We start from the raw sequence: 25,557 nt of genomic DNA, 5'->3' as shown, positions 1-25,557 counted from the left end.
AGCTATACTGGATGGCCGGAGAAGGTGCGCTTAGGCCTCCAGCTCCTCCAGAGTCCAGTGCAGCTGAACACCGAGCGCAATCAATTGCTGCTGATAGGCCTTTAGATGTTCCGCTGATTCCCTGACTGCCGATGGTTCGACCTGCTGCCTGATGGCATAGGCCGCAAGGGTGCCCGCCGCTTCGCCGATATTCCATTCTGTGGGATGCAGGCGGTAGCAGCCGTTCGCAATCTGGGTCATGGATATGTTCTTGCAAGCCGGGAGCAGGTTCTTGACCCGCACCGGGATCAAGGCGCCGAGCGGGATCTCATAAGGATGGTTCGGGATGTAGAAGGTTCGCTGGCTCACCGTTGTAGGGTGAAGATCCAGGTGATAGCTGCCTACCCCCACGCTGTCCTCATAACGGCGCGGTCCCGCCGCCCCGCGCAGCTCCTTGCTCACATCCTGCTCGGCTATTGTGTATAGACCGCGAATACGCCGGGATTCACGGATATAAGGGGCTTTGGCAAGTCCGTCCTCCGTGCCGAGCACATCTCCGCGCAGCCGTACACCCGGGTAGCCCTTCCCGCCGTCCAGGCGGGGCGCTTCGGTCTGGAGCCAATACACGAGCGAGAGGGTGAGCTGCCGTGCTCCCTCTAGATGCCGCTCCCGTTCCTCCGGCGATACTCCGATGATTGGCCCGGCGTAGTAATCGTTCAGTGCCCAGTTCAGCAGTGTAACTTCGCCGTCATTCAGCGGCTCCGTCCAGATGGCCGGGTCCACGATCCGCCGGTAATCCCACAGGGAGACAATCCCCTGCTCATTCGGGAACATCGTGAACTGCTTCAGCTTGGTCGTATCGTCAGCATCTGAAGCAAACCAGCTTAAGATCGGATACTGCGAGAATGATGGGACATATTCGCGCCAGTAATCATAATCTCTTGGACGCGGGATTGTATAGTCTCCATCCGGAACATAGTCCACTGCCGCCACATGGGTAATCGACTGCATGTCGAGCGGGTCTGCTGTCTCCAGCGCATGGGGCTCCCCTGTCTCGTTGCGGGCCTCGGCACCGCTGATATGCTCTACTCCGGCAAGCGGGAGCAGATCGCCGCATTCCGTGGCATCCAGATAGTAGACTCCCCGCAGCCTGAAAAGCTTACCGCCCGTTCCCTGCCGGACGGTCACTCCAGTAACGTAATCTCCTTCAGTATCGGCAGCGACCGGCACCGTATGATAGAGCACCTCGATCCGCCCGGTGTTCACATATGGGGCCAGCATCTCCTGCAGAACAGCCAGTGCTACCTTTGGCTCATGTGCCAGCCGGCTGACCCAACCGTTGCCGGGATTCAGTATAGGATTGCTCCTGGCAGCTTCCGTAAGCGGATAATTCCGCCTGTAATACTCCCTGACTCTACTGCGGAACTCCCGGTAAGATGCGGTACTGCCCGATTGCTCAATCCAGCGGTGCTCATCCGGCGGCACGGCCTGGGAGGTCAATTGCCCGCCCAGCCAGTCCGTCTCCTCTGTCACAAGCACCCGCAGTCCTGCCTTGGCTGCGGCCAGTGCTGCCGCCGTTCCTCCAAGGCCGCCGCCAATAATTACAACATCCGAACGCTTCTCCTGTTCGCTAACCATCTCTCTGTCTCCTCCCTGCCGCAGCAGTTAGATCTGTCCTTCGCCTTCGTCCCGGCGCAGCCGTTCCAGAGCCAGCCGGGCTGCGCCGAAGCAACCTGCCCGGTTGCCCAGCTCTGCCGGTACAACCCGGGCGGCCAAACTGCCGCCCGCCTGCCCGGCCAGCAGCGGCCACCAGACCGCGCGGCTCTGAATGACCCCGCCGCCGATAATGATCAGCTCGGGGTCTACCGCCGCCCCGATGTTAGTTGTCACCAGCGCAAGATCCGCTGTGAAGCGCTCCAGCACCGTCAGCGCTGACGCGTCGCCCTGCTCCGCCGCCGCCATAATCTCCCGCCCGTGCGTATACGCCCGGCCGGTCTCCTCCAGTGCCAGCCGCAGCAGCGCCTGGCCGGACACATATTGCTCCGCGCAGCCGCGCTTGCCGCAATTACAAGGGCGACCTCCCGGCACCAGCACGCTGTGCCCCCAGTCGCCACCGCTCCAGGCGGCTCCGCGCAGCAGCCGGCCTTCCGCCAGATTAGCCCCGCCGACCCCGGTGCCCAGGGTCAGCATGACCAGGCTCGCCCTGCCGCGTCCCGCGCCCAGCCAGGCCTCGCCCAGCAGCGCCGCGTTGGCATCGTTATCGGCCGCCGCAGGCAGCCCGAAGGCAGTCTCTGCCCACTTCGTAAGCTGCATCCCCTGCCAGCCGGGCAGATTATCGGTGGCGTAGACCACCTCGCCCGTATCCGCATTCACCCTGCCCGCCGAGCCGATCCCCAGCGCTTCCACCGCAGGATGGCCAGCCAGCAGTTCCTCCACCAGGCTGTGGAGCTGGCCGAGAATAACCTTCCGGCCCAGCCGGGCCTCCGTGTCTCGCCCGGCTTCTGCCAGTATCGTCCCCGCTTCATCGGTCACAAGCCCTTTGATGCCTGTCCCTCCGATATCCACACCTATGACTTGCCGCATTCGCACCACCTCCACTACTGCGTCTGTACCACACGGAAACGGCGCTGCCATCCTTGTAGGAAAGGTACCGTTTTAGGGCTTAAGTTTCAGCTCATATATCTCCATTCGCCTGCTTTCTGGCGGCATAGAGCATGATCCCTGAGTAACAATACACTTGTAATCGGTTTTCCGCCCACATTTGGCCGTCCGCCCTCTAACCAGCGCATTGTAATCGGTTTTCCGATTACATCTGGCCATCTGCCCTCTCGCGAGCGCATTGTAATCGGTTTTCCGATTACATCTGGCCATCTGTCCTCTCGCGAGCGCATTGTAATCGGTTTTTCGATTACATCCAGCCATCTGTCCTCTCGCAAGCGCATTGTAATCGGTTTTCCGATTACATTCGACCAACGCGCCGTCCCCGACCCCAATGTGTTCGGTTTTCCGCCTACACGCCTCTTTCTCATCCCCCTACCTCGACAGACGAACTCAACGCCCCCTATATCACCAACGCTGTTCCCTTAACCGGAATGTAATGTATAATTCACTATCTCTTCATTTCTCCCAGTCGTTTCATTTCTCCCTACCGCCTCATTTCCCCCGCACCCTAATAAATCCGGTCAATGACCGCCCGGGCGGTGAGCTCCTTCATCCGCTTGGTCTCTTCGGCATGGAGCTGCTCCAGCCCCTGGCAGAGCAGGTCGATAATGAACAGCTGCGAGACCTTGGCTCCTACGGAGCCTCCTTCCAGCGGCGATTCCTTCCCGGCCGTCAGCAGCACAATGTCGGCAATGGAAGCGATGGGGGACTTGGCATAGTTAGTCATAGCAATCACCTTAGCCCCGTTATGCTTGGCCTTCATCAGCATGTCATTCGTATCCAGCGTGCTGCCAGATACACTGATGCCAAAAGCGACATCACCCGGTCCCATCGTCACCGCCATCATCGACTGAATATGGCTGTCGGAATTGGCTTCGACCCGCCGTCCGATCCGCAGGAAGCGGTTCTTAGCGTCCAGTGCCGTGATCCCGGAAGAACCTACGCCGAAGAACTGGACATACCGGGCCTGATCCAGAGCGTCTACCGCCTGCTGCAGCTGCTCCCGGTCCAGCATACCCAGGCTGGATTGCAATACACCAACCATTAAGGCATACAGATGGTCGGCGTAATCCCCTCCGCCTGCCCCCTGCTCGCCGTCCGCCAGAGTCTGCCGCTTCGGCAGGCCCTGAGCCAGCATCAGCTTGAAATCCTGATAGCCCTTGAAGCCGATTTTGCGGCAGAAGCGCATCACCGTGGTCTCGCCCGTTCCGGCAAAATCGGCCAGCTCGGTCACAGACAAATAGATCAGATTGTCCGGATGCTCAAGCACACACCGGGCTACCTTTTGCTCCGACTTAGTCATGGACGGGTAATACGTGTTGATCCGGTCATTCATTTCCATTACGGTTCATCCTCACTTTTCTCGCCGCTGCTGCGAACGGCCGGGTGATCAGCTGCGGCCGGGTAATTGCGGAGCCTACTACTACCGCATAGGCCCCCAGGTCGAGCGCTGCCTCCACCTGGGCAGGCTGGCTGATCCGGCCTTCGGCAATGACCGGAATCTTCAGCCGCTGTGCAGCCTGCTCCAGCAACTCCAGATTCGGCCCTTCCTGCTGGCGGGAATACGGTGTATATCCCGACAAGGTGGTCGAGACACAGCTGACCCCAAGCGACTCGGCGTATAACGCTTCCTCCAGTGTGGAGATATCCGCCATGGAAGCAGCCGGGCTTGCCTTCAGCAGGTCTATGATCTGCTCCAGCGAACAATTCTCCGGCCGGGTCTGCCGGGTTCCGTCAAAAGCTATAATATCCGCCCCCGCGCCCAGCAGCTCCTCAATCTCTCTAAGCGTAGGGGTAATATAGACGTCCGAATCCGGGTAATTGCGCTTCACGATGCCGATCACCGGGAGCGCAACTGACTGCTTGATCGCCCGCACATCTGCCGCCCCGTTGGCCCGGATGGCGATGGCTCCGCCTTCCGCTGCCGCCACGGCCATCCGGGCCATAATCTCTGGCCCATGCAGCGGCTCATCCGGCAGCGCCTGGCAGGAGACAATCAGCCCCAGATGCAGGCTTTCCAGTATATTTTTGTTCAGGGTCCCCACCCTCTCTCCTTATATTATATATAAATCGAACTTGCTACCGCTCCTACAGCTCCAAAATTCCCCTCTGTCACTCTTCGCTATCTGTATTGTTCAATTCAAATTTATATAATCTGTCTACCCTCACGAGGGCACATACTCTACAGTTAAGCCCACCTCGAACATCCGGTTCCAAGGCATATAGCAGTCGGTGATCTTAACGCTCCCCGCAGGGCTGTCAATCCGTACAGTCAGCTCCTCACTCAGCCGTTCCTGTACACGGGCAGCCACGCGCCCGCGCGGTCCGTCCAGCTCGTATTTGCCATAGCCCATCTCCTGCACCGGGCCCTCACTAAGCTCTCCTCGCACTACTGAACAATAGCATACATCCTCGGCATAGCGGAGCGCCAGGAAATCCAGATGCTCTTGTGTACGTCCGTAGATCAGATAGATCATTGCCTGCGAGATTACGGTCCCAAGCGAATTGGAGCTGGTATTCCAGGCGGCATATCCGGCCAGATCGAACAGGAGGTTCTTCTGCCGCAGCAGCTTAACCAGCTTCTGGTCTCCACCATTGGCATAGCCGACATCTGCTACAGCCACAGGTATCTTGCGGTCACGAAGCAAGTAGTCCCCGTACTCCACCAGCTCCATCAGGTTCCGGTATACGTCATAACTGTGAAAAGCATGCTTCTGCGACACCGCCTCCTCCATCGTCTCCCCCGGTGTGCTGATCAGCAGGACAAGGTCCGCTTCGGCAGCACTGGATGCGATCAGACCCCCGGCGGCCAGGATCTGATACTTCAGCGTCTCGTAGAAAAAGCGGTCCTCGAACAGCGGCGTCACAAACGCCCCCTGCACAGCGGACAAACGCGGGTATATCAAAGGGATACGTCCTTCGGATTTGTTCATCATCCGGGCAAGCAATGTGCAGCCCACTTCATCTGCTCCCGGGTACATATAGACCTTAAGCTCCAGATCAAGCGCCGTGATCCGCGCCCGCACCTTCTCCTGATCCTTGGCGGTATGTCCATACGGTGCTGAATCATCCTGCGGAACAATCATGAAGTCAATCACCCCGTCACAGACCAGTTCCAGCGTCTGCTTGTTCGCTTCAATATTAATTGCTCTGCGGCCAAGATAATCCTGCAGCACCTCTGCCGGGAGCCGGAGATCGATATCGGCCAGCTCACGGATCTCCTCATCCGTGGCAATGCCCAGCTCCAGCCGGTGGCCGATGAAGCCCTTGCGGAAAATCTCCCGGCCCCAGTCCGCATAATAATCCGGCTCCTCGTCAGATAGTGAATACTGCGGACAGCGCATAATCAGCTGGAACGCATACAGCTTAAGCTGCGGATAACGCCGCCGGATCTCCCGCAGCCGCTCCAGGCGCGCAGCCAGAACTTCAAGCTCCAGCTGGTGCAGCCGCGAGGGAATAATGCCGCCGTAGAGCAGCGTATCCAGCGAGACCACCGCCCCATCTGCCCCTTCGCAGGCAGCCTCGAACCAGGACCACAGCCGCTCAACATCACCCGGACGTTTCTTCAGTCCCATAATCCCGGCGGGCGGACGCTCTACCCTATAATCTGTTCCCTGAGCCAGCAGATAAGGGAATTCATAATTGCAGGGCCGCTCATCGAGCGGAACCAGAATCAGCTTATGGTGCTTAGACATGCTGGTCCTCCTCCTTTGTCTCCGCCTTCATCTCTGCCTTGATCTCCTTCTCCATCTCCGGCAGCTCGATCCCCAGCGCCTCAGCCGCACGCACAGCCGGATCACTTCCGAGCCGCACACCATAACTGCGGCAGCGCTCCAGGCACTTAAGCACATCTTTCCCAGCCAGCGGCCCAGGCGTATTCTCCAGCTGTCTGCGAACAGCCCGCCACAGCACAGCATCCCCGATGGCACGGCGCAGCCATGGCCCAGCCTCTTCGATGAACTTGGCATTCTCTAAGCCGCCAAGCCGCACGGCAGCCTGCTCCAGCCGGCTGAAATAAGCGTCCAGCCGCTCCAGATCGCGCTCCGCCAGCGCATCGTCCAGCTCCGGGTAGCCGCCGGAATACAGGCGGCTGTTCAGATTCTGACGGCAGAAAAACATCATGTCCTCCGCAAGCTCCCCGGCGAATTCACGCACGGACAGCTCCCAGGACAGCTCCGGCATGTAACGCTCGCTGTTCCACATATAGTGGGCCATCGTGTTAAGCGTGATCTTGGAGCATTCCCACTGATTCATCGGATTGGCAACGACCGCTGTATGCCCGTACCTGCCGAGCCGGGAGCTGCGCCCGCGCACCGGATCAAGGAACAGCCGGTCCTTATCGCAGTCATTCACCGGAATATTGTCCCACAGCCACAGCTCATGCCCGTAATAGCCATAGTTATCCTCCGCATGCCCCCGGCCGATCTCCGGAGCGAAGACGAAATAGCCGGTCCAAAACACTTTGACAGCGGGATGAAGCTGCTCGCGGATATCCTTCTTGTACTCTGTATTCCAATACGACCAGTATTCCGATGGACACATAGCCAGGGTGAAGTGCGGCAGACATCCGGCTAAGTAATCATAGACCCGGTTCGTCACATAGGCATGGGCGGTCCCGGAGCGCTCCAGGAACTGCTTGTTGTCGCCTTGGAGCACATAATCTATGTCATCCATCAGCAGTGCGAAATGCCGTACTCCAATCGCGATCATCGCGGCCAGCTTCTCTTCCAGCCTAGCGAAATCCTCCTTGCTGCGGAATTCCAGATCATTGCCCGGGCTGATACAATAGTAGAAATCCACCAGATGCTTGTCGCATTCCTGCTTAAGGTCATGAATCCTGGTGAACACATGGTCCGGGTACGGCTCACGCCACAGCTTCCGGTGATACGGATCATCCTTCGGCGCGTACATGAAGGCGTTCATCCGGTGCCCGCTCATATATCTGACCGAATCCATCCGGTCCGCGAAGCTCCATGGCACGCCATAGAACCCTTCAATAATGCCCCGTACCGGAAAAGAAGGCTCATCCTCCACCGTAACCACCGGCAGGCGGCAGCAATCCTCCTCCACAGTAAGCAGTTGCTTCAGCGCATCCAGCCCGTACTTCAGCCCCCGCCGGTTAGACGCAGCGACAACAAGCTTAGCATCCTCTCCAATTACCAGCCGGTATCCGTCCGCAGCAAGCCCGGCGTCATACTCCAGCATCAGCTGCGCATTCCCCTTATCGGAGGTGGCTACGCCCGGTCCGGCCGGTTCCAGAATTACGATGTCTCCGCCTTCAGCAAGCAGCCCGTTTACATCCTGATTCATCGCATAACGTGAAGCCAGCTCACAGCGAAGCTGCGAACCCTCTACCACCAGCTCTTTCCCTTGCGTATAATAGTCGCGGAACAGATATTGGCAGTCCCGTAACGAAATCCCCATTGAGTTATGCCTCCTTAGTTAGCCTTTTATCGCGCCGGCAATCCCTTCCATATAATACTTCTGCGTGAACAGGAACACGAGGATGATCGGCAGCACCGAGATCATGGTTCCAGCGGCAATCCAGCCGAAGTTATAGGAGAATTGCCCGTTCAGATACGTCAGGGCTGCGGCGAGCGGATACTTCTCCGGGTCATCCAGGACGACAATCGGCCACAGGAAGTTGTTCCAGAATGCCATGACCTCCAGCAATCCAATCACCGCAATCCCCGGCTTGACGAGCGGCATGACCAGTTGAATGAAGATGCGCAGCTCGGAGGCTCCGTCCATTTTACCCGAATCCCGGATATCTGCCGGAATACCCAGGAACGTCTGCCGCATCAGGAAGATATTGAACACGGACACCGCTGCCGGAAGAACAACACCGAAGAACGTATTGCCCAGCTGAAAAGCCTGAATCGTCAGATAATGCACAATCATAGCGGTGGCCGACGGAATAATCATGGTCGAGATCAGCAGCGTGAAGACCAGGCTCCGGCCCTTGAACCGGAAGGCCGCCAGCGGATAAGCCGTCAGACAGGATAGAATAATGTTGAACACGACTCCCAGCAGCGTGATGATGACCGTATTCAGAATGTAACGCGGAAAATTCATGAAGTTCCACACCTGCACATAGTTATCGAACGCAATGAAGGTGGGCAGAATGGCCGGCGGGTTCGCAAACACGTTGCGCCCCGGCATCAGCGAGACGCTGAGCAGCCACAGGAACGGCCCCATCATGAACAGGGCAAGCAGGATCAGCAGTAGATAAGTGATTAGAACACGCAAGCTACGCGGCATCAATAGGAATTCACCCCGCCTTTCCGGTTCAATCTGAATACGAGTACACTAAGCGCTCCCACCATCAGACTGACGATCAGCCCGAGCGCCGAGGCATAGCCGAAGTTGAACTGCTCCAGCCCTTTTTGAAAAATATAGACGCTTGAAGTTAATGTAGACGTCCCCGGTCCGCCCTTGGTCAGAATATAGACCTCATCGAACACCCGGATCGCGCCCATCACCGAGATCAGCGTGCAGAACAGAATATGCGGGCGCAGCAGCGGCAGCGTCACATGTACAATCAGCCGCAGCGGCCCTGCCCCGTCCACCCTTGCAGCCTCGTAAAGATCTGCCGGAATGCCCTGAAGCCCGGCCAGATAGAGCATCATGTAATAGCCGAGGCCTTTCCACATCGTAATGAACATTAGAACATACAGCGCCGTGCTGCTCGTGGACAGCCAGGAGACCTGTTCGCTGATAATCCCTGCCTTCAGCAGCAGGTAATTGACAACTCCGTTATTGCCGAGCAGCCAGCTCCAGATCAGCGCCACCGCAACCATCGAGGTCACGACCGGTATATAGTAGGCGGCCCGGAACATTTTGACTCCAGGAATCCGGCTGTTGACCAGAATAGCCATTAAGATTGAAATGATCTGGATCACCGGCACAATCAGCACATAGACCAGTGAATTCCACAGTGAAATCAGGAAATTATGATCCTGGAAGGCCCGGGTGAAGTTGTCCAGACCTACATACTTCGTCTCGGTAATGACAGAATAATCTGTCAACGAGAGCGGTATGCCGTAAATAATCGGCCAAAAGGTAAATACCGCCAAAAACAGCAGCCCAGGCGCCATAAACGCCCATGCGGTAAAAGATTCAGACCGAAACCCCTTGTACACCCGCTACACCTCCCCCTTATCAGCTATGCTTCTGCAGCTTAGGAACCCTGACTGATAATATTATTGACTTCCTTCTCTACCTTGTTCAGTGTCTCCTTGATATCTGCGCCGTTCATCAGAATCTCCTGCAGCCCCCGCGCCAGCGCAGAGTTGATATCTGCGGCGCTTGGGACGCCGACCATATAATCGGTAGCCTTATCGAGACTTTGCGAGGAGGCTACCTTGGCTTCGGCTTCGAGTGAGCCGTCAGAGTCGGTGAAGAACGGGTCCTGAATCGAAGCCTTGCTTGACGGCAGTGTGTTGGCCACCTTGGAGAAGGCTGTCTGGTTCTCGGCATTCGTAAGGAAGGCAGCGAATTCCACCGCCTGCTGCGGGTTCTTCGACTTCTGCGGCACGACCAGATTCATCGAATTAGAGAGACGCAGGTTCGCCTTGCCTGTCGGCAGCGGGACCGCAATGGTGTTCTTGTAGACATCCGGCGCAGAGGTCTTGATGAAGTTAATGAACGTTGGGCCGGACAACTGGAAAGCTACCTGCTCACCGGAGAAATACTGAATCTGCTTGCTGAAATCCGCGTCCTCCTTCAGCACTACCCCTTCCTTCATCAGGTCGCGTATCTGGGTAATCATTGCCTCGGCTTCCGGCGTATTGAAGGCCGCAGCCGTCTTGTCTTCATTCAGGATCTGGATTCCGTCGATCGGGAACAGCTTGGAGACCAGCTGCTGGGCATACCCGGCTGCTCCGGTCTTCTCATGAACCTGACGCGCCCACTCCACCAGCTCCTCGCGGGTCTGCGGCGGGTTCGCCGGGTCGAGACCGGCCTTCTCCACCAGCTTTTTGTTCATGAACAGCACCTCAGTGCCTGTGTACCAGGGAAGCGCGTAAGCCTTGCCATCGAATACCGTAGAATTATAAATCCCCTCGAAATAACTCTTCGCCTGCTCATCCGTCAGGTACTCGTTCAGATTCAGCAGCGCTCCCTTACTGCCTAACTGGCTGGCGAACTCGGTGTTCAGATTCACGACATCGGGACTCTTGCCGCTCGCTGTACTAGTCAACAGCCGCTGCGAGATTGCATCATAGGGATAGTCCTTCCACTCTACCGTCACCCCGGGGTGGCTGCCCTCATACTGGGTAATCAGATTATTGAAGTAATCATTGAACGTAGGCTGAAGTGCAATCGTCCAGAATTCAAGCTTCACCGGCTCCGCCGCAGCCGTAGCTTCAGCGCCCGTGCCGGGTGCTCCGGTGCTTCCGGCATCCGGTGTCCCCTTCGTATTGCCATTTCCTCCGCAAGCCGCAAGCAGCATAGACATGGTCAGCAGCAGCGATACTGTGAAGCCCTTTCTGTTAGTTCCCACACCACATTCCCCCTCAGATTAAGTGTAAGCGAGCGCCCTTCCCGCGTCAGGATTCCTGACTAATGCTCCCTCTTGGCATAGAGTATAGCAGAATTTGGATTAAAATAAAGTAATTTTTCTAAAATAAAATAAAAAAAGAAATAATTTTTCTTTTTATGGTTTTAAAAACCTCCGCCTGCACCAGAAGCATCTTCCCGGCAGGCGGAGGCTGTATTTAGAATAGAATATCCCCTTCTTTATTCTGCTCCGGCCTCAACCAGCCATTGCTTGAGCGTATCGAGATCACCGATCTCTCCGACCACGACTTTGCTTATCTCGCCCGCCTTATTGATGATATAAGTTGACGGCAGTGCATTGACGCTATACGAGGCCGATATTCTTCCGGTAACATCGATAATTACGGGAAAAGTGAACTGCTGCTCCGCCATATACTCCGATACCGTCCCCTTGGATTCTCCTGCGTTCACGAACAAGGTCTCGACTGGAAGCTCTGCGGATTGGCTTAGTTCATTCAACAGCGGCATTTCCCGCATACAGGGCTTGCACCAGGTCGCCCAGAAGTTAAGGAGCACGACCCGGCCCTTGTATTCACTGAGACTCACCTTCTCACCCTGCAAGGTTACCGCCTCGAACGCCGGAGCCGAAGCACCTGTGGTCATTCTCCCGGCCGGAGGTTGGCTGGACTGCTGAAGATACACCCAGATTCCGGCAGCACAGGCAGCAGCAATAATCAGCAGAGTAACGATCCGGCGCAGCTTCATCCCAGCCCCAGACTATGGTGAAAGGCGGCGTACAGCGAACCGAACTCTGCACGGATCTCTGCCGTAGTGCCTGACCCCACATGCTTGCCCTGATTCAAGAAGACAATCTGATCGGCCACCCGATCGGCAATCTCCAGCTGATGAGTGGAAAAGAGAACGGTATGCCCCTCTTCCCGGATGCCCTGCAGCAGCTTCACGAATTCGTTCATCCAGAACGGGTCCAGCCCGTTAGTCGGCTCATCCATAATCAGGAGCGGCGGCTTCGCCAGCAGCGCTTGCGCGAACAGTACACGCTGGCGCATCCCCTTGGAGAAGGTGGTCACCAGGCTGTTGCGCTTATCCGCAAGTCCGACTAGAGCCAGCACCTCCTCTACCCGCTGTTTGCGTCTGGGAATCCGGCGCAGCGCCGCCCAGAAATTCAGCAGCTCTTCCGCAGACAGCCCGTGGCTGAACTGATAATCATCCGGCATATAGCCGATCTGCATGGAAAAGCGCTTGCGGGATTGCTTCCACTTCAGCCCGTTCACCGTAATTTCGCCTGAAGTCGGCTGTAGAATGCCAGCTACCATCCGCAGCACCGTGCTTTTGCCAGCTCCATTCCCGCCGCACAGGGCAAGTATGCTGCCGCCGGGAACCTGGAAGCTGATCTCTTCGACCAGTGTTTGCCGCCCTATGACCTTGGTAATCTCTTTCACCTGAATTAGCGGATTATCCACGGGAACGCCCCCTCTCCCAGATCCAATATACCGCTAAGATGGACAGCAGCACCCAGGCAGCGCAGACCCCGAGGAACAGCAGGCTGCCGCCCGGGCGGCTAATCCATTCCACCCACTGATAATATTCCGGCCCCAGAACCGACCCTCCGCCCAGCTTCACCACCACGAACAGGCGCACCAGCTCAGCCGGATTAAGCATCGTCAGCACAATCAGCGCTGGCTTGATCCAGAGATACGGGAGCAGGCCGAGGCCTGCGATCAGGAATGTCGGCCAGCCGATTACGGCGAAGAACCAGACCGCTACGGAGATCGTCAAGGCCTGCCAGCGGTTGCGGGATAACGAGCCGATGAAGAGGGCAAGGGTCAGGAACAGTAAGACCAGACCTGCCGAGAAGGCCAGGAACAGGAAGTAAGTATCCGCCGCAAAAGCCATCCCGAGCAGGCCGCTGACCAGCCCCATCAGCCCGTAACCAAACGCTACAATCGTCAGCAGGACAGCGGCTAGCCCGGTGTATTTTCCCAGAACGAAGGATAAGGTTCCAATGGGATAGGTGGATAAGAGCTGCCAGCTTCCGTCTTCCCGTTCGGAGGTCAGTGAGAAGGAGCCCAGAAATAACGTCATCAGCGGCAAAAGATACAGAATCAGGCTCAGCATGGAGCCCGTAACAGCCGTATAGCCTTCGACCACGTTATTCGCATGGATCAGCAGCAGCCCGAGACTGAAGGTACAGAACAAGGCCAGGAAGGAATAGGCCCACGGGTTGCGGAAGCCCATCTTAAGCTCTCTGCGGGCGATATGCAGGATGTCAGCCATACTCACATATTCGTCTCTTCGGAATGCTTGCCTTCCTCTGAGCTATGCTCCTCCATATGACCTTCCCCGCTCTGCATGTCCATGTTCATCATATCCTTGTTCTGCTTCCATTCATGGGAGGCCAGCTCTCCGGCGGTCAGCACAGTGCCTAGCGCCTGCTCCTTCACGAATGCTTCTGCTGCCGCCTTGTCCTTGAAGCTGATCACTCCATAAGCCATCGGTGTACGCAGAGAAGCGTCATACACATAGCTCGCCTTGCTGAATTCAATCCAGCTCTTGTCGTTATAGTCGCGGACATAATCCATACCGATCTGCTCCGTGCCATTGCTGGTCTTCCACTCATTCATGCAGCCGATATCGTCGAACTTGTAATTCTTGCCGTCCTTGGTCGTTAGCTGAGTGGCGAAAGCATCATCCTTCACCTGCATATTGCAGACCACACAGATATCGACATCTTCATTAATCGCTACCGGCTCGTATTTCTTCTGCCCGCAGGCCGCGAGGATCACCAGACTCATTGCTACCATCAAGACCAGACTCCATCGTTTCATAATCGCAATACCCCCAAGTATATGATTGTAATTACGGATAGGAACAGCAGCAGCCAGCCTGCTACCATGACCGTGCCCTGTCCCCCTGCCGCCTGATCCGGGCTAACCGTACCTGCCTCAAGCTGCATGAGCGGCGCTGAATCGGTGGACCACCCTGCCGAACCGCCGGTGTACATATCGCTCAGGAACGTCATCCCCGGTGACTGGAAAAAAAGCTGATACGCTGCATTCCCCGCCACCAATTGCTGATAGAAAGGGTTGATCGCATACTTCAGGTCGCTGACCCCATCCCCCGTGAGATCCAGTCCGCCAAAGGCGTCCCAGTAATTCCCGTTCATCTCATTGTCCCTGCTGGCTGTGGCCTGGGCCTCAATGACGTTCGCAACAAACCCGTTACGCTCAAAGCGGTTGCCTTCTGCATTCTCGAACTGCACGCCGATATAGTTGCGGAGCACCAGATTCTGCTGCAGCTTGTTATCCGAGGACTGCTGCATGTAAATCCCCACCCGGTTGCCTTCCACCCGGTTGTTCATAATCGCGGAATTTCGTACATCGTAGAGCAGAATCCCCTGTGAGTGCACATTCCGGTTCTGCTTGCGGAAGGAGTTCCCCGACACCACCACATCGGTTACGCCCATTACCATTGCTCCGGTAATGTTGTATTCCCCGGTGTTGTTAGTGACCTTGGAGCCGTTAATGTACATGCAATGGACCCCGTACCGCAGATAAGAGAGCTTGTTCTGATCCACCACCGTATTGCGGCTGTTCTCCAGATAGATGCCATCCCGCAGATAAGCGATGCCGTTGCCCCGGATTACAGCGCCGTGAGAGTTATAAAGATCGATCCCGTTGCCTCTCGTTCCCGGTGTTTCTCCTTTGGGGATGAACCAGCTTAGCTTATTGTCCGAGATCACCCCGCCATCGGCTTCACGCAGCAGTATTCCGTACCCTGCCGAATGAATCACTAGCCCCTTCAGGGTGACCCTGTCCGCTTCAACACGTACAGCCGCCGCTTCCCCGTCGTTATTCTGCTGAATCTTCAGATTCTCAAGCTTTACACCGTCTGCAAGGATCAGCACCGCCGCCTGTTCGTCCTTAGCCGTATGCAGCAGGATCGCTTTACCGTTGCCGTTAATCGTCAATCGCTTATCCAGCCGGACCGGACCCGAATAGGTTCCCGGAGCCAGGGTGATGAACTCTCCGTCACTAGCTGAATCGATGATGGGCTGGAGCGGAAGGACTCCGGCGCTCATGTCTGCGCTTACAACGGTGTCATGATTGAAGGAGCAGATTAACATGCCTAGAATCATGAAGACGAGAACCCTGATGCTGATGGAGCATTCATACCTTTTCAGTACAAACATTGTTCACCCCCACTGTAGGATGGTTTCTTGTGCAAACCCGCATTAAGTGTAAATAAAAGGAATTGAAGTGCCTATAGCCCGAACTGGCTATACCGGCTAGAGTCTGTGACCATTCTGTGATTTATATCATATCCTCTCTTCTATGAACATTCGAAAAAGACACTCTTAACTTAAAGAGTGCCCATTTCCAGCTAATATAGAAGCCGTTACATGCTGCGAGAATTAATCTTTTATTGGGGTGGACGGATGAAGCTGCTGAATGAGCAATATTCCGTCATACTGATCGCGCGGAATCATTGTCTCATCGAGGACTCCCCATGCCTTGGCGGTACGCGGGGTGTACATCCATTCTGTGGATGCGCCTAACGTGGTGTCTCTTAAGTTGATAAACTGCGCAGCGCCCATACCTGCACCCATAATCTCTTCAAGACTTCCTTTGTCATGCGGCATAATCTGCTCCACTTTACCGTTGTTCTTGTGCGCACTTCCTTCATAAGCATATAATCCGATCACATAGTTATCTTGCTTCAGGGACCAAGGCAGCAGCTCCCCCATCGTAGGATAGGGTGTCTGATCATAACCGAATCCATTATGCTCGGTAATCATCGTAGAATTGTGTTTGCGGATATGGTAGTTGTGTCCCCACAGAATAATCTTTTCCCCCGGATAGGCTGTGTTTGCGAGCCAAGCCACATTCCCTGCCATCACGCGGTCTCTCTCATAGCTCCCCTGCTTAACGTGCTTCTCCGGGTCTGCCCCGGCCAGCAGCTGTACAATATGAGGATGGTAATAATCCAGCATATCGATCCTGTTCTGAAGCACACGCTCAAGAGTCGGCACCAGCTTAGGCTGTTTGGGATAGACTTTGCTTAATGAAGCTTTATGATCTTTCACGAATGCCTGGAAAATCATATATTTGTTCTTGATTGCATCCTTCTGGGCTGTAAACTCTCCGATATCATCAATCATATTAAGCTTCAAATACCATTCTTCCGTCCGGGTAAACGCTTTGGCTTTAGAAGAGTCCACCCCGGCAAACCATTGTTCAACAAATGTAATAAAAGAGTCTGTGGCGGCCTGGGAGTCAAACCCGGTCAGCATCAGCGGATGATCCGTACGGCTCTGCTCCGCTATGTACTCGAACAGCGGCAGATTCTCTTCCACCTGCCATACGCCGTAGATGGAGTTCTCCATCAATTCCTGCGGCTTCAGCTCCTGAACCTGTGTGTACGCTGCGGCAGCATCCGCCAGATTGGACTCAAAGGCAATAACGTTATACCCGAGCTTCTCATGCAGGTACTTAATCAGCCGGACCTTCACCGAATTATATTCGGCCGCCCCATGCGAGGCCTCGCCCAAGCTCACGATCCGTTTATCTGCCAGAATCGGCTGAAGAAACGCCAAATCCGAATAAGTGTCGTCCTTCTCCGGCTTAATGGTTGTAATGGTGTTCGCCGTGGCCCGGACGTTCTCCTTCCAGCCGGCCTCTGCGGACATCGCACTCTTAACGTCAGCTGCAGGCGCCCCTTCCGCGTATACAGCTCCCCTAACGGTCATTAGAGTGAAGCTGCACAAGACTGCTGACAAGACTGCTTTGCGAAGCAATGGATTCATGATGTTAACCCTCCCTTTGTATATGTACATCAGCTTATCAGGTGAAGGTTAAATCGAGCGTGGTGTCCTGTTTAAAATTAGTTTAAAGTCAGCTTACTTATCGCCCAATTGCTTTGAACGACTCGGTCTGGCGGGTAATTCCCTGCTCCGCCGCGAAGCGCTCGATGCTTGATGCGCCGAAGAATCCATGGATGCCCTTCGTCCGCTGAATGACATAAGCCGCATCCTCCGGCTCGGCAATCGGGCCGCCGTGGCAGATAATCATAATCTCCGGGTTGACCGCCCGTCCGGCTTCGATAATCGCTTCAATACGCTCCACACAATCGTCCAGTGTTAGCGCGGTAACTGCGCCAATGGTGCCCTTGGTGGTGAGGCCCATGTGGGCGACCAGAATATCTGCACCCGCCTCTGCCATGGCCCGTGCCTGTTCAGGGTCGAACACATACGGGGTCGTCAGCATATCCAGCTCATGGGCGATGCGGATCATTTCGACCTCGAGGCCGTAGCCCATCCCGGTCTCCTCCAGATTCTGGCGGAATACGCCATCGATCAGACCCACGGTAGGGAAATTCTGCACACCGCTGAAGCCCTGCTCCTTCAGCTGCTTCAGGAATACCTCCATCACCCGGAACGGGTCGGTGCCGCATACCCCTGCCAGAACGGGCGTATCCTTGACGACAGGTAGCACCTCCGAACCCATCTCCACCACAATCTGATTGGCGTCGCCATACGACAGCAAGCCTGCCAGTGAACCGCGTCCCGCCATTCTGTAACGGCCGGAATTGTACACAATCAGCATATCCGCTCCGCCTGCTTCACTGCTCTTAGCGGTAATCCCCGTGCCTGCCCCGACACCGAGAAGAATATTACCCGCCTTCACCTCTTGCTTGAATCTATCCATAATCTCAGCTCTGGTCTGCTTATTCATTAGTAGCTCCTCCTTATTGTGGGTTTCAGGCCTTCGCGGCCTGCATGAGATCAATCAGCTTCCGGGCTGCGGCCTCGGCAAAGGCCGGATCATTAATCGCCAGGTCCATTTCGATCAGTTCAACTCTTGAGCAGTCCACCTGCCGGCGCAGGGTATCGAACAACATCCGGTCCTCTTCAGGGCCGTAGAAGGGCTGACCCTCCACATCAATCGCCGAAATACCGCCAAGCGGCAGCATAAGCACCGTACTCTCCGTTGCCATATTGAGCTTCTCGGCCAGCTTCCTGCCGAGCTGTTCATTCTCCTCCACGGTCGTCCGCATCAGCGTAACGGTCGGGTTATGATGATAGAATTTGCGATCCTTGAACTTCTCCGGTACGGTATCCGCCGGGCCGAAGTTGCACATATCCAGGGCGCCTACCGAGACGACCTGCGGAATACGGTTGCGGCCTGCGGCCTCCAGGCGGTGCGGTCCTGCGTTCAAGACGCCGCCGACCAGTTCATCTGCCCATTCGGTGGTGGTTAAGTCCAGCACCCCTTCAATGAAGCCCGCTTCGATCAGCGCCTCCATCGATTGTCCGCCGATTCCGGTAGCATGGAATACCAGCACCTCGTAGCCGCGCTCCTCCAGGTATTTGCGCGCTTCGGTCACACACGGTGTGGTCACTCCGAACATGGTGGCTGCGACCAGCGGCTTTTTCTCCGGTTCATAGTCTGCTTCGAACAGGAGCATGCCCGCGATGGCAAACATCGCATTGCTGAATATTCTCGTCGAGATCGAATTGAGGCCTGAGACATCCACCACAGACGGAATCATCATAATATCGCTGGTCCCGACATAAGGGGCGGTATTTCCGGAGGCAACCGTGGATACCAGCACCTTCGGTACGCCGATCGGCAAGGCTCTCATGGCAGGGGCAACCAGTGAAGTTCCGCCGGTGCCCCCGAAGGATATGATGCCGTCAAATTTCCCCTCCTGGTATAACCGGGGAACGAGCTGCTCCAGACCTTTGGACAACACTTCTGTAGCTAACGCCCGGTCCTTCTTCGCGGCAAGCTCGTCCAGCTCCATCCCTGCGGCGGATGCGACCTCCCGGTTAGACACATCGGGTTGAAAGGCTGGCTCGAATACACCGGTATGGATCATCAGGGCTCTGAGGCCCAGCTCCTCTGCAAGCTTCTTGATGTACAGGTACTCCTCACCCTTCGTATCAAACGTTCCAGCTATGGCGATTGTCTTCATTCTCCTGCCTCCTCGTATACGAATCATAGATTCATCATACCGGGGATGTTTATGGATGAAAACGCTTTTATGTCCTATGTTTTTGTGTTTAGGTTAGATTTGTACTGCTTGGGCGAACAGCCCATGAGCTTTTTGAACATTCTGCTGAACTGGGCATAGTCAGGGTAGCCGGCCATTGCGGACACCTCGGATAATTGCAGGTGCGGGGCCTGGAGCAGTATGGCAGCCTTTTGCATACGGAAGCCGACCAGATAGTTCTGGAAGCTGCAGCCCACTTCCTTTTTAAACAAGCTGCTCAGATAACTGCGCGACACATGCGCCACCTTGGCCAGATCCGCGAACACTACTTCCTCGCTGTAATTCTGGGCGACATACTCTTTGACGAATTCTACGTAATCGTAATGCCGGGTGATGCCGCTGAGCATTTTGACCATGAGATCATCTTCATCCAGCTTGCCCAGGCGCTTGAAATCGCGGGTAATGGCCGTAATCGACTGCTCGGAGGGGATCCGTTCAAAGGCAGAGCCGCCAATGTAGCCCATAATCTGCGTATTATTGCTGTACATATACTGGACATCAACCGGAGTCTTGACCGGGCCGCCGTAGATCATCTTAATGACTTCAGGCTTAACCTCACCGCAGGCAGTGAGAATGCGCAGTGCCTTCGCCTTGGCAGCTTCCAGAGAGACCACCTTCCGTGCCCCCAGCAATCCGCCTACGGTTAGGCCGAGATGCACACAGATCACATCTGCCCCCGCTTCAGCCATCTGGACCGCTTGGGCTTCGTCGAAGACGAAGGCCACCGTGAACAGCTCCTGCTGATGAGCCAGACGTATAGCCTCCACCTCCCTGTCATAGCTGATGCCGTCTTCCTCCAATGCCTCTCTGAACGCCCCGTCGATCAAGCCGACTGTCGGATAATTATTCACTCCCGCGAAGCCTCTGTTCTTGATCTCTTCTATATAAAGGGACATCTCTCTCGTTGGATCATTCGCATTCAGTCCGAACAGCACCGGAGTGTCTCTCACCAGCGGCACAATCTCCTTCGAGGCAAAATCCATCACCATCTCATTGCTGTTGCAGAAGGGCAGGAACCCCGCCAGAGAGCTTCTCCCCATCTGCCGGAACTTGCCGGAGTTCAGCATAAGAATGAAGTCTGCTCCGCTGTCAGCGGCAACCTTGGCCGTAATTCCCGTCCCTGTCGAGACGCCGATAATGTGGTTGCCTTCGTGCAGCTCTGACTGAAGCCGCTCCAGTATGGCTGTTCTGTTCAAGCTCTATCTCCTCATCTCTCTAGCAGAATTCCCAGCAGAACATACGCAAGCATAATCCCGCCGGCTGCATAATCCATCCGTGCATATGTCAGCACCCGCGCAAGGGTGGTGACGAGCAGCGGAATCACTAATTGGATGTAAGCCTGTACCCGGTTAAGGCCTTTGGTATCCTTGATATCATACCCTCTGGCCTGTTGCGCCACAAGAATGCGGTCCAGATCGAGCGGTTTCGTCGGAGCTGTCCTCCCGCCAGAACTGTTCCCGCAATATATACCGGCTGCCCTCTCCGGTAAGCAAAGTCTACCCGGTCAAAAACGAGCCTGTGCGAAACTTCTTCCTGCGCGGCCTTCTTCATGTCAACCCCACTACCGCGCGGTTCTTCATGAGCTGGCGGGCGATTTTGCCGGAACCGGTGTAGCTGAATTCCTCCACGCTAATCAGCTGCTTAGGCAGCTTATAGCTGGCCAGATAGGGGCGGCAATACTTCCGAATCTCATCGAGCGTAAGCCGTTCCTGACCCTGCCACTGTATCAGTAACGTTACCTGCTCCCCCCAGCGTTCATCCGGTATGCCGAACACCATCGCCTCCCGGATATCCGGATGGCGAAGCAGCACGGCTTCCACTTCTTCCGGGAACACCTTGAGTCCCCCGCTCTTGATCATGCTGCCCGCGCGTCCGGCCAGGCGCAGATGCATCTGCCGGTCCTGATATACGTAATCCCCTGTGCGCAGCCAGCCGTCCCGGAATACCTGCGCCGTCTCTTCCGGCAGGAGATGATACCCGGAGAAGATCATATCGCTGCGGATGTATAGCTCCCCCACCGTGCCTTGAGGAACCTCGCGGAACTGTTCATCGCAGATCAATAGCTCTACACCGCTGAACGGCTGACCCAAGGAGTCCTTCGGCTCCGCTCCGGTAAGCTCCAGATAGCTGATGTAGCTGGCTTCAGATGAGCCGTAATATTCATAGAGCCTAACCCCGTTGAACCTCTCGCGGCATTTAGGTATAGAAGACACAGGCCATTTGCCGCCGGAGCTAATCAAGGCCTGGATGGACACCTCGGCGTTGCTTGACTCTGCTTGGCGCAATAACGCCTCGGTCATAGCGGGCACAACGAACAGAATCATATCCGGTACGTGGCAGCACAGGGTGAGTACGCGCTCTGCATCAAATTCCGGAAGGAGATGGAACGTGGCCCCGCTGTACAGGGATTGCAGCAGAGCGAACAGCGACAGCGAATGCACGAAAGGCCCGGGCGCAAGCACATGCTGCATCCGGTTCAGGCTGAACGCCTTCTCTGTAGCCTCCAAGCTGCTGAACCAAGACTCATGGGTCCGCATATACCCCTTCGGGATACCTGTAGTGCCAGAGGTATACCCGATGAACAGCAGTTCCGGGCTATCTGCGGCTTCAGCCTCCGGCCCGAAGCCTGCCGCCCAAGCCTCATAGCTGCCGGAGACCTGTTCCCTGCCGAAATATAGCTGGGGAATTCCACTGTAACGACCAGTCTGATCAGCTGCGAAGCATGCTTCACTGACAATCAACCCCGGAGCGCATTGCCGGATGACCTGCTCCAGCGCTGCTGGAGACCATTTCGGGTCCAGCAGCACGGGAATGCAGCCTGCGTAGATAGCACCCAGGACAAATTCGGCGAATTCGATGCGGTTACCGGACAGAAGCGCAACAGTCTGATTCGTGTGTCCACCCTGCCGCAGACCGCTGGCCACCTGCTGAACCCGCTTCATGAGCTGCTCATAGGTACGTTCTACATGTTCATCTGAAATTGCAATGCGGTGAGGGACGAGTGCGGCACGTTCCAGAATGTGTTCTGCCAGATTCATCGGAATCTCACGCCCCCTGTCGGTCCAACCAGTATAGCCAGCCCGCCGCGTCCGCCTGGCATCACCGCGATAAGCGCGGCGAATAAGGCCGCATAGACCAACTCTTTGATTCTCAATTCAATAACCTCCACAAGATAAGATACAGGAATTGGACGGCCTTCCGGTCAGGGAGTCCAGCCAACAAGCTGAATTATAGTGGAGGATGGTTTTGTTGTAAACTTTTGATTATTAATAGGTTCACAATGAAGATGTGAGTATACCTGATTTTTCTAATTCTCCTTGGCATGTTAATATACTTAAAGAGATGAGCTCGGAACGTTATACTTGTGGAGGGTTATAGGCATGACAGTCAAAGAACATATCCTGGCCTTACTGGACAGCAATAAGGGTGAATACTTCTCCGGCGAGGACATCGCCGGGCGGTTATCCGTGACGCGCAGCGCAGTGTGGAAGGCCATCAAAGCGCTGCAGAGTGACGGCTATTCCATTCAAGCCGTCACCAATAAGGGATACTCCCTGTCCCCTCAGACGGACATACTGTCCGCCGCAGCGGTCGCTAAATACCTGGATGCCAGGGGGCACAAGCTGCGGCTTGAAGTTTTCAAGAGCGTGGCTTCCACGAATGAGCTGGTGAAGGCGCTGGCTTCCGGCGGAGAAGCGGAAGGCAAAGTCATCCTTTCGGAGGAGCAGACCGCCGGGCGGGGCCGGAAAGGCCGGCCTTTCTTTTCCCCTGCGGGGACGGGCATCTATATGAGCATTCTGCTGCGTCCCCGGCTGTCGGCGGCGGATGCTACGCTTCTGACTACCTCTGCTGCCGTTGCGGTCGCTCTGGCTATCGAGAGTGTGTCCGGCCTCAGCACGCAGATCAAATGGGTCAATGATGTCTTCATGAACGGTAAAAAGGTGTGCGGAATCCTCACCGAGGCTTCCCTATCCCTGGAGAGCGAGTGGCTGGATTATGCCGTGCTCGGGATCGGGATCAATGTGACATTGCCCTCCGGCGGCTTTCCCGCAGAGCTGTCAGAGGTTGCAACCTCTATCTATGAGGCAGGCAATCCGCAAGGGGATTTGCGGAACCGGCTTACAGCCGAAGTGCTGAACCGCTTCATGGGCTACTATGAGCAGCTCAAGGAACGGCTGTTCCTGCCCGAATACCGGCAGCGCATGATGTCCCTGGGCGAGACGGTCATGGTTGTTAAGGAGCATCAAGAGCAAGCGGCAACCGCCGTTGATATCGACAATGACTGCCGCCTGAAGGTCCGGTATCCGAATGGCGATGAAGAATATCTGTCGAGCGGCGAGGTTCGTATTCTGCTCTAACGCCTCAAACCACAATTCGCAAGAGTTACTTGCGGGTTGTGGTTTTTTTGTGCCGCTATTCCGGCTCCGACATTTGACATGTGAATCGATTATCGATATAGTGTGAATTAGTTCACACCACGTATTAAAGGAGGAAGCGATGCCAAAAAATACGTTCTTTCGATTGGATGAAGCAAGGCGCGGGGAAATATCGAATAGGGCTATGCAGCTTTTTGTGGATCATCTTTACGAGGATATATCGATGAAGATGGTTCTGGATAGCTTGTCCATGCACCCCGGAACCTTCTACCGTTATTTTGAAGACAAAGATGACCTGTATTGTCACTTAATCCGTAATGTGACCCGGAAAAGAGCTGCGTATTTTAATAACAGTACTGAAGATTCCCTGTTCCGGTCTTTCCTTACCGGCTTATTTGGTAACGTGAATGGCACTGTGACCGAGCCGCTGAATGAGCTGGAGATCAAGCTTACTGAGACTTTTTTACACATTCCCGAGGACATACTGCTGAAAGTATATCTGAATGTGCTAAAGGGCGAGTCCTTCCCCTTGATCAAGGACATTATACGGCGGCTGAGGGTGGACGGATATCTCCGGCCGGATATTGACGACGACCTGATTTCATTTATGTTTGAATCTATGCAGTTTAATTTAGTTATGTTTTATAGGGAATTCGGGATTAAGGATTCTCAGATGCAGCATAAGCTTAGCAAATACTTTGCTGACTTTATGGGTCATGGTCTGCTTGAAGATCATAAATATTCCGAGCTGGTTAGCGATATTAAAAAAGCAAAGGAGTAGACGTGTATGAACAAGCCTATGAACACTTATGAGGTTTTTCCGGCACCTGTTGGCAGCTATACTGTTGGCCGGACTCAGATGGATCTGGAGTACACGGCAGCGGATCATTCCACAAGAGAACTGACGGCGTTCGTGTTCTATCCGTCCGACAGCAGCGAAGGTAAAGCTACATCAGCATACATGTTTCCTGAAGTCTACGGGATGTTAAAGGATCAGCCGCTCGTCACCGGGTATGTTACAAGCGATTTTTTCTCCATAGAGTTCAAGACCCGGTGTTACGACGACCTTGCTCTCTCCGCGAAGGAGCAGCGCTATCCGGTGTTATTCTATGTCTGCGGCGGGGGCGGCTCCCCTGAATGGGGAACAGTGCTCTGTACGGACTTGGCCAGCTTGGGATACGTTGTGGTCAGCATCGGCCATCCGAATAGCACGATGTACAAGCGTAAAGACGGCCGTCTGTTTAATGTATCCAAGGATTTCTCCGATGCCATCATAGCGATGTCTGAAGATCCGGAGATGCTGGCACTGGCTGGTACGATGGAGCTGCGGCCTGACGATGAAACTGCCGTTCAGATATGCCGTAACGTGCTTGCACTCCCGGTACTTGCCAAGTTAACAGAGCTTAGTGAGTTACAGGCAGAAGATGTACGTTTTGTAGCCGATGTTCTGTACAAGCTGGATGCTGGAGAGCTGGATTCTATCTTTAAAGACAGACTGCTTGTTGACACCGGCATGGGCATCGTCGGACATTCTTATGGAGGGCTTACGACGGCGATGGTCTGCCGGGACGACGACCGGTTCACCTGCGGAATTGGCTTGGATAGCGGTGCATTCGGTCTCCTCGATAGCGATCTTAAGACGCCCTTCCTGCTGCTGTTTCGTGAACCCAACTACAATATGAATGCGATCATTGGCGCTAACAATAGCAGGGAAACCTATTATTTCTCTGTTGACCGGGTTGCGCATTTAGATTACTGTGACATCGTGTTTACCGGTGTTAATGAGGATCTCAGAGGCGAACGGGATGCGATGGAGATGCGAAATCTGGTTACAGATTATACGAAGACCTTTTTGGATCATTACCTCCGGCAGAAGGCGGCAAGTGTGGACAGTCTGGTTTACGATGGGGTGGATTTGGTCAGGAAGACCAATAATAAGTGAGCCGTACAGACTCAATTTTCACCGGCA

The 25,557-nt window shown here is 55.2% G+C and carries 23 protein-coding genes; 3 read left to right on the top strand and 20 right to left on the bottom strand.

Annotation, left to right across the window (positions count from 1 at the left end; genetic code table 11):
* Window positions 1–30: 30 nt before the first annotated feature.
* From NST43_RS14450 to NST43_RS14355, 20 genes are all read right to left on the bottom strand, one after another.
* On the bottom strand, window positions 31–1,617 hold the full coding sequence (locus tag NST43_RS14450; protein ID WP_339225029.1) for an FAD-dependent oxidoreductase: 1,587 nt from the start codon (window positions 1,615–1,617) through the stop codon (window positions 31–33).
* Between the two features lie 27 nt (window positions 1,618–1,644).
* Window positions 1,645–2,562, bottom strand: coding sequence for an ROK family protein (locus NST43_RS14445; RefSeq protein WP_339225028.1), 918 nt, complete (start codon window positions 2,560–2,562; stop codon window positions 1,645–1,647).
* 586 nt (window positions 2,563–3,148) lie between these two features.
* Window positions 3,149–3,976 carry a MurR/RpiR family transcriptional regulator gene (locus NST43_RS14440; protein ID WP_339225027.1) on the bottom strand — a complete coding sequence of 276 codons (828 nt, stop codon included), beginning with the start codon at window positions 3,974–3,976 and terminating at the stop codon, window positions 3,149–3,151.
* Window positions 3,969–4,676 carry an N-acetylmannosamine-6-phosphate 2-epimerase gene (locus tag NST43_RS14435; protein WP_339225421.1) on the bottom strand — a complete coding sequence of 236 codons (708 nt, stop codon included), beginning with the start codon at window positions 4,674–4,676 and terminating at the stop codon, window positions 3,969–3,971. Before NST43_RS14435 ends, NST43_RS14440 begins: the two co-directional genes overlap by 8 nt.
* A 129-nt stretch (window positions 4,677–4,805) precedes the next feature.
* Complete coding sequence (locus NST43_RS14430; RefSeq protein ID WP_339225026.1) at window positions 4,806–6,335, bottom strand: DUF4127 family protein; 1,530 nt, start codon at window positions 6,333–6,335, stop codon at window positions 4,806–4,808.
* Window positions 6,328–8,064: a beta-N-acetylglucosaminidase domain-containing protein gene (locus NST43_RS14425; protein ID WP_339225025.1), complete on the bottom strand. Its 1,737-nt coding sequence runs from the start codon at window positions 8,062–8,064 to the stop codon at window positions 6,328–6,330. Before NST43_RS14425 ends, NST43_RS14430 begins: the two co-directional genes overlap by 8 nt.
* An 18-nt stretch (window positions 8,065–8,082) precedes the next feature.
* Window positions 8,083–8,901 (bottom strand): carbohydrate ABC transporter permease, encoded by an 819-nt coding sequence (locus tag NST43_RS14420; protein WP_339225024.1) that lies wholly within the window; start codon window positions 8,899–8,901, stop codon window positions 8,083–8,085.
* Window positions 8,901–9,782: a sugar ABC transporter permease gene (locus NST43_RS14415; protein ID WP_209990673.1), complete on the bottom strand. Its 882-nt coding sequence runs from the start codon at window positions 9,780–9,782 to the stop codon at window positions 8,901–8,903. Before NST43_RS14415 ends, NST43_RS14420 begins: the two co-directional genes overlap by 1 nt.
* 38 nt (window positions 9,783–9,820) lie before the next feature.
* Window positions 9,821–11,143, bottom strand: a complete 1,323-nt coding sequence (locus NST43_RS14410; RefSeq protein ID WP_339225023.1) for a sugar ABC transporter substrate-binding protein — start codon at window positions 11,141–11,143, stop codon at window positions 9,821–9,823.
* 236 nt (window positions 11,144–11,379) lie between these two features.
* Window positions 11,380–11,904, bottom strand: coding sequence for a redoxin domain-containing protein (locus NST43_RS14405; protein WP_339225022.1), 525 nt, complete (start codon window positions 11,902–11,904; stop codon window positions 11,380–11,382).
* Window positions 11,901–12,620 carry an ABC transporter ATP-binding protein gene (locus tag NST43_RS14400; RefSeq protein WP_339225021.1) on the bottom strand — a complete coding sequence of 240 codons (720 nt, stop codon included), beginning with the start codon at window positions 12,618–12,620 and terminating at the stop codon, window positions 11,901–11,903. Before NST43_RS14400 ends, NST43_RS14405 begins: the two co-directional genes overlap by 4 nt.
* A complete protein-coding gene (locus NST43_RS14395) occupies window positions 12,613–13,434 on the bottom strand; it encodes an ABC transporter permease (protein ID WP_339225420.1) in 822 nt (273 codons plus the stop codon). Before NST43_RS14395 ends, NST43_RS14400 begins: the two co-directional genes overlap by 8 nt.
* Window positions 13,435–13,436: 2 nt before the next feature.
* Window positions 13,437–13,985 (bottom strand): nitrous oxide reductase accessory protein NosL, encoded by a 549-nt coding sequence (locus tag NST43_RS14390; RefSeq protein ID WP_339225020.1) that lies wholly within the window; start codon window positions 13,983–13,985, stop codon window positions 13,437–13,439.
* Complete coding sequence (locus tag NST43_RS14385; protein WP_339225019.1) at window positions 13,982–15,349, bottom strand: NosD domain-containing protein; 1,368 nt, start codon at window positions 15,347–15,349, stop codon at window positions 13,982–13,984. The genes NST43_RS14390 and NST43_RS14385 overlap by 4 nt, the downstream gene beginning before the upstream one ends.
* 222 nt (window positions 15,350–15,571) lie before the next feature.
* Window positions 15,572–16,963 carry an erythromycin esterase family protein gene (locus tag NST43_RS14380; protein WP_339225018.1) on the bottom strand — a complete coding sequence of 464 codons (1,392 nt, stop codon included), beginning with the start codon at window positions 16,961–16,963 and terminating at the stop codon, window positions 15,572–15,574.
* Window positions 16,964–17,060: 97 nt separating this feature from the next.
* Window positions 17,061–17,891 (bottom strand): phosphoenolpyruvate hydrolase family protein, encoded by an 831-nt coding sequence (locus tag NST43_RS14375; protein ID WP_339225017.1) that lies wholly within the window; start codon window positions 17,889–17,891, stop codon window positions 17,061–17,063.
* A gap of 25 nt (window positions 17,892–17,916) precedes the next feature.
* Window positions 17,917–19,134, bottom strand: a complete 1,218-nt coding sequence (locus NST43_RS14370; protein ID WP_209990655.1) for a Tm-1-like ATP-binding domain-containing protein — start codon at window positions 19,132–19,134, stop codon at window positions 17,917–17,919.
* A 74-nt stretch (window positions 19,135–19,208) separates the two neighbouring features.
* Window positions 19,209–20,408, bottom strand: coding sequence for a phosphoenolpyruvate hydrolase family protein (locus NST43_RS14365; protein WP_339225016.1), 1,200 nt, complete (start codon window positions 20,406–20,408; stop codon window positions 19,209–19,211).
* Window positions 20,409–20,419: 11 nt separating this feature from the next.
* Window positions 20,420–20,611, bottom strand: coding sequence for a hypothetical protein (locus NST43_RS14360; protein ID WP_339225015.1), 192 nt, complete (start codon window positions 20,609–20,611; stop codon window positions 20,420–20,422).
* A gap of 148 nt (window positions 20,612–20,759) precedes the next feature.
* A complete protein-coding gene (locus NST43_RS14355; protein WP_339225014.1) occupies window positions 20,760–22,250 on the bottom strand; it encodes an AMP-binding protein in 1,491 nt (496 codons plus the stop codon).
* 342 nt (window positions 22,251–22,592) lie between these two features.
* On the opposite strand from NST43_RS14355, the gene NST43_RS14350 reads away from it, so the two are divergent.
* From NST43_RS14350 to NST43_RS14340, 3 genes are all read left to right on the top strand, one after another.
* The gene (locus NST43_RS14350) at window positions 22,593–23,570 is read left to right on the top strand and encodes a biotin--[acetyl-CoA-carboxylase] ligase (protein WP_339225013.1); all 978 of its coding nucleotides are present in this window, start codon (window positions 22,593–22,595) and stop codon (window positions 23,568–23,570) included.
* A gap of 139 nt (window positions 23,571–23,709) precedes the next feature.
* Window positions 23,710–24,369 carry a TetR/AcrR family transcriptional regulator gene (locus NST43_RS14345; RefSeq protein ID WP_339225012.1) on the top strand — a complete coding sequence of 220 codons (660 nt, stop codon included), beginning with the start codon at window positions 23,710–23,712 and terminating at the stop codon, window positions 24,367–24,369.
* A gap of 18 nt (window positions 24,370–24,387) precedes the next feature.
* Window positions 24,388–25,530, top strand: coding sequence for a choline esterase (locus NST43_RS14340; RefSeq protein ID WP_339225419.1), 1,143 nt, complete (start codon window positions 24,388–24,390; stop codon window positions 25,528–25,530).
* Window positions 25,531–25,557 lie beyond the last annotated feature (27 nt).

Source organism: Paenibacillus sp. FSL H8-0332 (assembly GCF_037963835.1).
Lineage (GTDB): Bacteria > Bacillota > Bacilli > Paenibacillales > Paenibacillaceae > Paenibacillus_AQ > Paenibacillus_AQ rhizoplanae.
Note: the sequence above shows the minus strand (reverse complement) of the source record. Positions and strands in the feature narration are given on the sequence as shown.

Coding starts and splice junctions, on each gene's coding strand:
- NST43_RS14450 (WP_339225029.1), bottom strand. CDS start 1,617: ATGGTTAGCGAACAGGAGAAGCGTTCGGATGTTGTAATTATTGGCGGC.
- NST43_RS14445 (WP_339225028.1), bottom strand. CDS start 2,562: ATGCGGCAAGTCATAGGTGTGGATATCGGAGGGACAGGCATCAAAGGG.
- NST43_RS14440 (WP_339225027.1), bottom strand. CDS start 3,976: ATGAATGACCGGATCAACACGTATTACCCGTCCATGACTAAGTCGGAG.
- NST43_RS14430 (WP_339225026.1), bottom strand. CDS start 6,335: ATGTCTAAGCACCATAAGCTGATTCTGGTTCCGCTCGATGAGCGGCCC.
- NST43_RS14425 (WP_339225025.1), bottom strand. CDS start 8,064: ATGGGGATTTCGTTACGGGACTGCCAATATCTGTTCCGCGACTATTAT.
- NST43_RS14420 (WP_339225024.1), bottom strand. CDS start 8,901: ATGCCGCGTAGCTTGCGTGTTCTAATCACTTATCTACTGCTGATCCTG.
- NST43_RS14405 (WP_339225022.1), bottom strand. CDS start 11,904: ATGAAGCTGCGCCGGATCGTTACTCTGCTGATTATTGCTGCTGCCTGT.
- NST43_RS14395 (WP_339225420.1), bottom strand. CDS start 13,434: ATGGCTGACATCCTGCATATCGCCCGCAGAGAGCTTAAGATGGGCTTC.
- NST43_RS14390 (WP_339225020.1), bottom strand. CDS start 13,985: ATGAAACGATGGAGTCTGGTCTTGATGGTAGCAATGAGTCTGGTGATC.
- NST43_RS14385 (WP_339225019.1), bottom strand. CDS start 15,349: ATGTTTGTACTGAAAAGGTATGAATGCTCCATCAGCATCAGGGTTCTC.
- NST43_RS14380 (WP_339225018.1), bottom strand. CDS start 16,963: ATGAATCCATTGCTTCGCAAAGCAGTCTTGTCAGCAGTCTTGTGCAGC.
- NST43_RS14375 (WP_339225017.1), bottom strand. CDS start 17,891: ATGAATAAGCAGACCAGAGCTGAGATTATGGATAGATTCAAGCAAGAG.
- NST43_RS14370 (WP_209990655.1), bottom strand. CDS start 19,134: ATGAAGACAATCGCCATAGCTGGAACGTTTGATACGAAGGGTGAGGAG.
- NST43_RS14355 (WP_339225014.1), bottom strand. CDS start 22,250: ATGAATCTGGCAGAACACATTCTGGAACGTGCCGCACTCGTCCCTCAC.
- NST43_RS14350 (WP_339225013.1), top strand. CDS start 22,593: ATGACAGTCAAAGAACATATCCTGGCCTTACTGGACAGCAATAAGGGT.
- NST43_RS14345 (WP_339225012.1), top strand. CDS start 23,710: ATGCCAAAAAATACGTTCTTTCGATTGGATGAAGCAAGGCGCGGGGAA.
- NST43_RS14340 (WP_339225419.1), top strand. CDS start 24,388: ATGAACACTTATGAGGTTTTTCCGGCACCTGTTGGCAGCTATACTGTT.